The following is a 7,452-nucleotide window of genomic DNA, read 5'->3' as shown; positions in this document are numbered from 1 at the left end:
AAACTATTTTCTAAGAGCATAATGCTCTCACCGCTAAGCCAAAAGATAGGCTAAGGGGCAACTTTTTATATTAAAGCATGAAGCAAGGCTTACTGCTTAATTTGAAAAGCGATTATATAAGCTGCTTTTTTCTATGTCTAGTGAATGTCGTTTGATTGGTTAAGGAACCATCAAATTACAGCAAGTTATTTGCAATAAGTCACGTGATAAATTAAAAGTGAAAAAAAATCCTGCGATAGGGCAGGATTTTTCATTTTAATTTGCTTTTAGTTATTCATCTAAGAAGCTACGTAGTTGTTCGCTACGACTTGGATGACGTAACTTGCGTAGTGCTTTCGCTTCAATTTGACGGATACGTTCTCGTGTCACGTCGAATTGCTTACCCACTTCTTCTAACGTGTGGTCAGTATTCATATCAATACCAAAACGCATACGTAATACTTTCGCTTCACGTGCGGTTAGCCCTTCTAATACTTCGTTAGTTGCATTCTTAAGGCTTTCGCTGGTTGCACAATCAACAGGCAGTGCAATAGTGGTATCTTCAATAAAGTCACCTAGGTGTGAATCCTCATCGTCACCAATTGGCGTTTCCATTGAGATCGGCTCTTTAGCAATTTTTAATACCTTACGAATTTTATCTTCAGGCATCATCATGCGTTCAGCAAGTTCATCTGGTTGTGGCTCACGACCCATTTCTTGTAACATTTGACGCGAGATACGGTTAAGCTTATTAATCGTTTCAATCATATGTACAGGAATACGAATAGTACGTGCTTGGTCAGCGATTGAACGCGTAATTGCTTGACGGATCCACCATGTTGCGTAAGTAGAGAACTTGTAACCACGGCGGTATTCAAATTTATCTACCGCTTTCATTAGGCCGATATTACCCTCTTGGATAAGATCTAAGAACTGCAAGCCACGGTTGGTATATTTTTTAGCAATAGAGATAACTAGACGTAAATTTGCTTCTACCATCTCTTTCTTAGCACGACGCGCTTTTGCTTCGCCGATGCTCATGTTACGAGATATCTCTTTTAAGTTAGCAATGGTTAATGCTGTTTGTTTTTCTACGTCGGTCATTTTACGAATACAACGACGTAGGTCTTCATCAAATTCTTTGATACGTGTTGCGTAATCTGCTTCTGTTGCATAGATAGCTTCAAGCCATGCGTCATTCGTTTCATTGCCTTTGAATAGGCTAATGAACGCTTTTTTCGGCATTTTATTTTGTTCAACACAAATCTTTAACACTAAACGCTCTTGTGTGCGTACGGTCGTCATAGAAGCACGGATCGCTTTAACCATACGGTCAAACTGTTTAGGAATTAGTTTAAACTGTTGAAAGAACTCTGCTTGTGCGTTAATTGCTTTGCGTGTCGCAGCGTGAGAGCGACCGTTTTTAGCGATTGAGTCTTCAACAACTTTATTAAGCTTGCGTAACTCGCCAAATTTTTCAGCTGATTCTTCAGGACAAGGACCTTTTGGTCCTTCTTCCTCTTCTTCATCGTCGTCTTTTTTATCCGCTTCTTTGAGCTGACTATTGGTTAGTTCTGAACCGACATGTGTCGCACTAACTGCCTGAGTTATCTCATCATTAGGATCGATGAAACCACTGATCATATCAGTTAGCTTCATCTCTTCAGCTTCGTAGCTATCCCAATTATCTAATAAACCAGTAATCGTTGCAGGGTATTCAGATACTGAATTTTGTACCTCTTTGATCCCCTCTTCGATACGTTTAGCGATAACAATTTCGCCTTCACGGGTAAGTAGCTCAACCGTGCCCATTTCACGCATATACATACGTACTGGATCGGTTGTACGTCCGATTTCAGATTCAACCGTTGCTAATACTTGAGCAGCTGCTTCTACTGCATCTTCATCGGCAGTATCGTTGCTCTCTTCACCTAAGCTTATCTCATCGGCATCGGGCGCCGTTTCATAGACTTTGATACCCATATCACCGATCATCTGGATGATATCTTCAATTTGCTCCGGCTCAAAAATGTCCTGTGGTAAGTGATCGTTTACTTCGGCGTAAGTTAAAAAGCCTTTTTCTTTACCTTTGATGATAAGCTCTTTGAGCTGTGACTGAGGTGTTTGAGCCATAGATACCGTCCAAAATAGAAAGATGTGATTGAAAAAATGCAAGCGCCAGATTATACGCCTAAAATGTAAATTTTTCCAGTTTGATTAATTTTGTTTTTGCTCAGGTTTTTGTTCCATGAGTAACATTGTAAGTTGTCGTTTTTCTTTACTTGTTAATGTTTCACTTGAGCGATCTTTTTGTTTCAAAAATTCAATTTTATTATTGAGATGAAGATTAAGAAAGTTTTCTAAAATATCGAGAAAAACATCCTCATATTTATCTTCTTCTACATCATTTTGCCATACAGCTAATTGATTTAATTGCTTGCCTTGTGGTTTTTCTCGCCAATGTTCAAGCAACTGACCTGTAGTTATATTGGGACTTACTCTACAAAGTTCAAGGAGTGAATTCAATAAAGTTAAACCAGGTAGTTGCATCTCTTGGAATTCTGGGAAATCAGGCAACCCATAAGCAATGTTGGGGTGTTGTAATAAAAGAGAGATAGCGAGACGCATCGGTGTTGTTTTGCTTTTTTTATTTTTTTTATTGGAATCTTCTTTTTTTGGTAGTAGCTTTTTAAGGCCTTCGAGTTCAATGCCTAGTAGTTTTGTTAAGCGCTCTTCCATCATCTGCCTGAAGGTAGATTCATTAAGTTGATTAATGAGTGGGATGGCAAGTTGTGCAAGCTTTGATTTACTATCACTGCTACTCATATCAACTTGTGCTAAAAGCTGTTGAAAAAGAAAGTCAGAAAGTGGCAGAGCTTGACCGATTAAAGACTCAAAATTTTCTTTGCCCTCTTTCTGTATAAAGCTATCAGGATCTTCACCCTCTGCTAAAAACATAAAGCTTAATGTACGACCATCTTGAATATAGGGCAGGGCATTTTCTAATGCGCGCCATGCTGCGCTACGTCCTGCTTTATCACCATCAAAACAGCACACTATCTCGCTAGTATGACGAAACAGGGTATGGATATGATCAGGCGTTGTGGCGGTGCCAAGAGAGGCGACAGCGTAATCAATACCATATTGCCCAAGAGCAACCACATCCATATATCCTTCAACGACTAAGATCTGGTTGATATTTTTATGTGCTTGTTTTACCTGGTATAAACCATAGAGTTCTTTGCCTTTGTGGAAAAGAGGGGTTTCTGGAGAGTTTAGGTATTTAGGCTCTTGATTATCAAAAACACGACCACCAAAACCCACTACGCGACCCCGACGATCAATAATAGGGAACATTAAGCGATCATTAAAAAAGTCGTAACAGCCTCCACTTTCTCTGCGCTTGATCATGCCTACTTCAAGTAGTTGTTTTTCTATTTCTGGGGTATTAGAAAAGCGTTTGCAGACACTATCCCAGCCTTCGGGAGCATAGCCAATTTTAAAGTGTTTAACGGTTTCACCTGAAAGGCCACGGCCTTTGAGGTAATTAATGACTTTTTCACTGTTTTTATGTTGTGAGAGCTGTTGTTGGTAATACTTTGTAATATCCCCCATCAATAGGTACATATCTTTACGATCAACGTAGGGAGTGACTTGCCCGCCAGTGTGAGTCACCTCTTCTCTTAGCACCTCTATACCTAATTGGTTAGCAAGGGTTTCGATGGCATCAACAAACTCTAAGCCTTCATATTCCATTACAAAGGTAAGTACATTGCCACTCGCACCACAGTTAAAGCAATGATAAAACTGTTGTTTTTCATTTACTGAAAAACTGCTGTCATTATTGCCATTATGAAAAGGGCAACGAGCGCGATAACCACCGCCTTTCTTTTTAAGTTTTACACGACTATCAATGAGATCCACGATATCAGTACGTGCGATTAAATCATCAATGAAGTGTCGGGGGATGCGTCCAGCCATAAAAAACCTTTTAAAATAGAAACAAAAAAGCCCCAAGCTTATTACTAAGCAAGGGGCTTTTAATTCAAAACAACTGTTGGTTAAACTAAGCCGGCTCTTACAAGTCCACTTACTTCGCCCATATCAGCGCGTCCTGAAATATCTTTTTTGAGTATGCCCATCACTTTACCCATGTCTTGCATGCCACTTGCTCCTGTTGACGCGATAGCTTGCTCGATTAAAGCTTTCACTTCGTCAGAGGTGAGTGGTTGGGGCAGAAACTCTTGCAATATCGCAAGTTCTGTCTTTTCAATATTAACAAGATCATCACGATCGGCTTTTTCAAATTGCGTAATCGAATCTTTACGTTGTTTCACCGATTTAACCACGACAGCCGTCACTGCGTCATTATCTAGTTCAATACGTTCATCAATTTCAATTTGTTTGATCGCAGCAAGCAACATACGGAGAGTGCCTAAACGGACTTTATCCTTCGCTCGCATTGCGAGTATCATTTGCTCTTTTAATCTTACTTTCAAAGACATAAGTTTACCTTTTCTAAATCAGTTGATTAGTAAAGGCGAACGCGACGTGCGTTTTCACGAGAAAGTTTTTTCAGGTGACGTTTAACAGCTGCCGCTTTTGCACGTTTACGTACTGTTGTAGGTTTCTCAAAGTACTCACGTTTGCGAGTTTCAGCTAAGATACCTGCTTTTTCACAAGAACGTTTAAAACGGCGAAGTGCTACGTCAAATGGTTCGTTTTCACGAAGTTTAATTACTGGCATGTGCCTATTACCTTTATTGTTATACGGTCGTAAAGCGACCAATGCATTTAAAATGGTGCGAGATTTTAATCCTATTTAGGGTGAAAAGTAAAGAATTACCGTACTTAATTTTTGTAAATTAAATAAAACTTTTTTTAAACGCTTAAATTGGTGTAAAAACAGGTAAACTGCTCTCTTTTTATTATTGTACTTAGGATATCTTCGTCATGCGCATTTTAGGCATTGAAACATCTTGTGATGAAACGGGCATTGCAATTTATGATGACCAATTAGGTCTGCTTTCCCATCAACTTTACAGTCAAGTTGCACTGCATGCTGATTACGGTGGTGTGGTGCCAGAGCTTGCTTCTCGTGACCATGTGCGTAAAACAATTCCGTTAATTATTGAAGCCTTAGCAGAGGCGAAATGTACTAAAGATGATATCGATGCTATCGCATTTACCGCAGGGCCTGGCTTGGTTGGTGCATTATTAGTGGGCTCGTGTATTGGCCGTAGTTTAGCGTTTGCATGGGGGAAACCTGCTATTGCAGTGCACCATATGGAAGGACACCTGCTTGCGCCAATGCTCGAAGATAATAAACCAGACTTTCCATTTTTGGCGTTATTAGTTTCAGGGGGTCATACCTTGATGGTGCAGGTTGACAACATTGGTGAGTATCACGTGTTGGGTGAAAGTATCGATGATGCTGCTGGTGAAGCGTTCGATAAAACAGCAAAACTATTGGGTCTTGATTACCCAGGTGGCCCCCGTCTGGCAAAATTGGCGGAACAAGGTGTTGCAGGGCGATTTGTTTTTCCACGTCCGATGACCAAAAAACCGGGTCTTGATTTTAGTTTTAGTGGTTTAAAAACGGCGGCTGCGATTACCATTGCAAGAGAGGGAAATGATAAACAAACACAAGCCGATATCGCGCTTGCATTTCAAGATGCTGTTATTGATACCATTGCAATAAAGTGTAAACGTGCATTAAAAGAGACCGGTTTAAAACGTTTAGTGGTTGCGGGTGGCGTAAGTGCCAACAAATCACTGCGCGAACAACTTGCAATATTAATGAAAAATCGTGGTGGCGAAGCGTTTTATCCACGTAACGAATTTTGTACCGATAATGGTGCAATGATCGCTTATGCGGGTATGCAACGCCTTAAAGCGGGGCAATTTGAGCCGTTAGCTATTAAGGCTAAACCAAGGTGGCCATTAGATACATTAATCAGTGTTTCTCCTTAAAAATTCGGTATAATAACTATTAGTTTTTAGCCTCTTTATATTTTTACTTATTTTATAAGAATTTAAACATGACACAACAAAATCAACCTAATACAAACCCAACGCAAGAAAATATTGGTGTTTATCAGCAACCTTATCAGGACGATGAGATAGACTTACGTGAACTGATTAAGGCGATTTGGGATTACAAATGGTTAACGGTGATCATGTGTGTTGTCGCTATTGTCGGTTCTGTTTTTTATGCTTTGAATGCGCAAGAGTGGTGGGTTGCGAAAGGTAAAGTATTAAAACCTCAACTTAACGATGTCGCCGTTCTCTATTCGCAAAGTAAAAAGGTGGGGGCAATTGTAAATGACTCCAACACCAAAGATATAGTTGCTCTTTTTGAGCCGGCAACGTTATTTAAAATATTCATCAACTCATTTAATTCGTCGCTGAATAAAAAACAGTTTCTAGAAAAAAACAGTATTTTTCTAGATTACTTAGCAACAAAAGAGATAAAAATTCCCACAGATGAATTGACAGCTAAAAATCAGTTGTTACGTGTTGCTTATCGCCACGCGTTAAATAGCTGGATGAAAGAGATAACGGCATCTATTGATGCTAAAAGTGGCGAAGTATCACTCTCTTTTCGCACGCCAACAAAAATGTCATCAGCGTTGCTATTAAATGAGTATATTGCTTTTATCAGTGAAGAGGTCAAAGATAATCAGTTTAAAAACTTTCTTCTTTTTCTCGACTCATCAAAGCAGAGGTTGATTGTATCGATCGAGATAACGAAAAAACGAGTGGCTAAAAAGTTAGCATTGCTACTGAAAAAAACAGAGTATGCGTATCAAATTGCATCACAAGCTGAGCTTGTTGATTACCAGACAAACCTTAACCCTAATGAAGAATTATTTCAAATTAACTTAGGAGAAAAAGTGCTAAAAGCCAAGGTTAAAGTCTTAAAGTCAATTACCGATTTAAGTATTTTAGATCCCTCTATTTCAGGGAAACAGATCACTTTAGATTCGCTGAATCATCTGGAATTTGTCGATGACCACTCATTTACCCCTTTTCGCTACTTAGAAATTGTTGAGCCCCCACTTGCTCGTGCAGCGCCTAAACGTGCTTTAATTGTTATTTTAGCAACACTGCTTGCGGGTATGCTTTCCATCTTTATTGCGCTGGTACATTATTTTATGACTAAAAAAGATCCTGAATAAAACACTCTTTGTTAAAGAATTTTTTAAAAACCTGCTTTGTGCAGGTTTTTTTATCTCCACAATTCACATGCTTTCTATCTAATTTAGCTTTTGCTGATATACTTTGAATACTTCTTACAATGGATAATAAAGATGTTAAAGCTAAAATGGATTGTGTTAGCACTCTTTGTAGGTGTGATTTTAATTGGCTCTGTTGTAGAACACTGTTGTCACCCATAGGCAGCGACTAATATTTCTTGTTTATTGAGCTTCGCGTTGCTTTCCCTAAACCAAGCAAGATAATTCGATAAAT

6 protein-coding genes are annotated in these 7,452 nt (G+C 39.2%); 2 read left to right on the top strand and 4 right to left on the bottom strand.

Translation table 11 applies throughout. The annotated features are described in order from the left end of the window. Window positions 1-270 precede the first annotated feature (270 nt). The 4 genes from rpoD to rpsU form a co-directional block, all read right to left on the bottom strand. A complete protein-coding gene (rpoD, locus tag G322_RS0115930) occupies window positions 271-2,112 on the bottom strand; it encodes an RNA polymerase sigma factor RpoD (RefSeq protein ID WP_022942717.1) in 1,842 nt (613 codons plus the stop codon). Between the two features lie 84 nt (window positions 2,113-2,196). Beyond that, entirely contained in the window at window positions 2,197-3,960 is a 1,764-nt protein-coding gene (gene dnaG, locus G322_RS0115925) for a DNA primase (protein ID WP_022942716.1), read from the bottom strand. Window positions 3,961-4,040: 80 nt separating this feature from the next. Continuing rightward, window positions 4,041-4,484 carry a GatB/YqeY domain-containing protein gene (locus G322_RS0115920; RefSeq protein ID WP_022942715.1) on the bottom strand — a complete coding sequence of 148 codons (444 nt, stop codon included), beginning with the start codon at window positions 4,482-4,484 and terminating at the stop codon, window positions 4,041-4,043. Window positions 4,485-4,510: 26 nt separating this feature from the next. Then, window positions 4,511-4,726, bottom strand: coding sequence for a 30S ribosomal protein S21 (gene rpsU, locus G322_RS0115915; protein WP_015464331.1), 216 nt, complete (start codon window positions 4,724-4,726; stop codon window positions 4,511-4,513). A 206-nt stretch (window positions 4,727-4,932) separates the two neighbouring features. Between rpsU and tsaD the strand changes: the two genes are divergently transcribed. Together tsaD and G322_RS0115905 are read left to right on the top strand one after the other, a co-directional pair. Then, a complete protein-coding gene (gene tsaD / locus G322_RS0115910) occupies window positions 4,933-5,952 on the top strand; it encodes a tRNA (adenosine(37)-N6)-threonylcarbamoyltransferase complex transferase subunit TsaD (RefSeq protein ID WP_022942714.1) in 1,020 nt (339 codons plus the stop codon). 68 nt (window positions 5,953-6,020) lie between these two features. Then, entirely contained in the window at window positions 6,021-7,160 is a 1,140-nt protein-coding gene (locus G322_RS0115905) for a Wzz/FepE/Etk N-terminal domain-containing protein (RefSeq protein WP_022942713.1), read from the top strand. Window positions 7,161-7,452: the final 292 nt, after the last annotated feature.

The organism is Psychromonas hadalis ATCC BAA-638, assembly GCF_000420245.1.
Taxonomy (GTDB): Bacteria; Pseudomonadota; Gammaproteobacteria; order Enterobacterales; family Psychromonadaceae; genus Psychromonas; species Psychromonas hadalis.
This window is presented reverse-complemented; position numbering and strand designations above follow the sequence as displayed.

Excerpts from the sequence above, each read along its gene's own strand:
- rpoD (WP_022942717.1), bottom strand. The coding sequence starts at position 2,112 with ATGGCTCAAACACCTCAGTCACAGCTCAAAGAGCTTATCATCAAAGGT.
- dnaG (WP_022942716.1), bottom strand. The coding sequence starts at position 3,960 with ATGGCTGGACGCATCCCCCGACACTTCATTGATGATTTAATCGCACGT.
- G322_RS0115920 (WP_022942715.1), bottom strand. The coding sequence starts at position 4,484 with ATGTCTTTGAAAGTAAGATTAAAAGAGCAAATGATACTCGCAATGCGA.
- rpsU (WP_015464331.1), bottom strand. The coding sequence starts at position 4,726 with ATGCCAGTAATTAAACTTCGTGAAAACGAACCATTTGACGTAGCACTT.
- tsaD (WP_022942714.1), top strand. The coding sequence starts at position 4,933 with ATGCGCATTTTAGGCATTGAAACATCTTGTGATGAAACGGGCATTGCA.
- G322_RS0115905 (WP_022942713.1), top strand. The coding sequence starts at position 6,021 with ATGACACAACAAAATCAACCTAATACAAACCCAACGCAAGAAAATATT.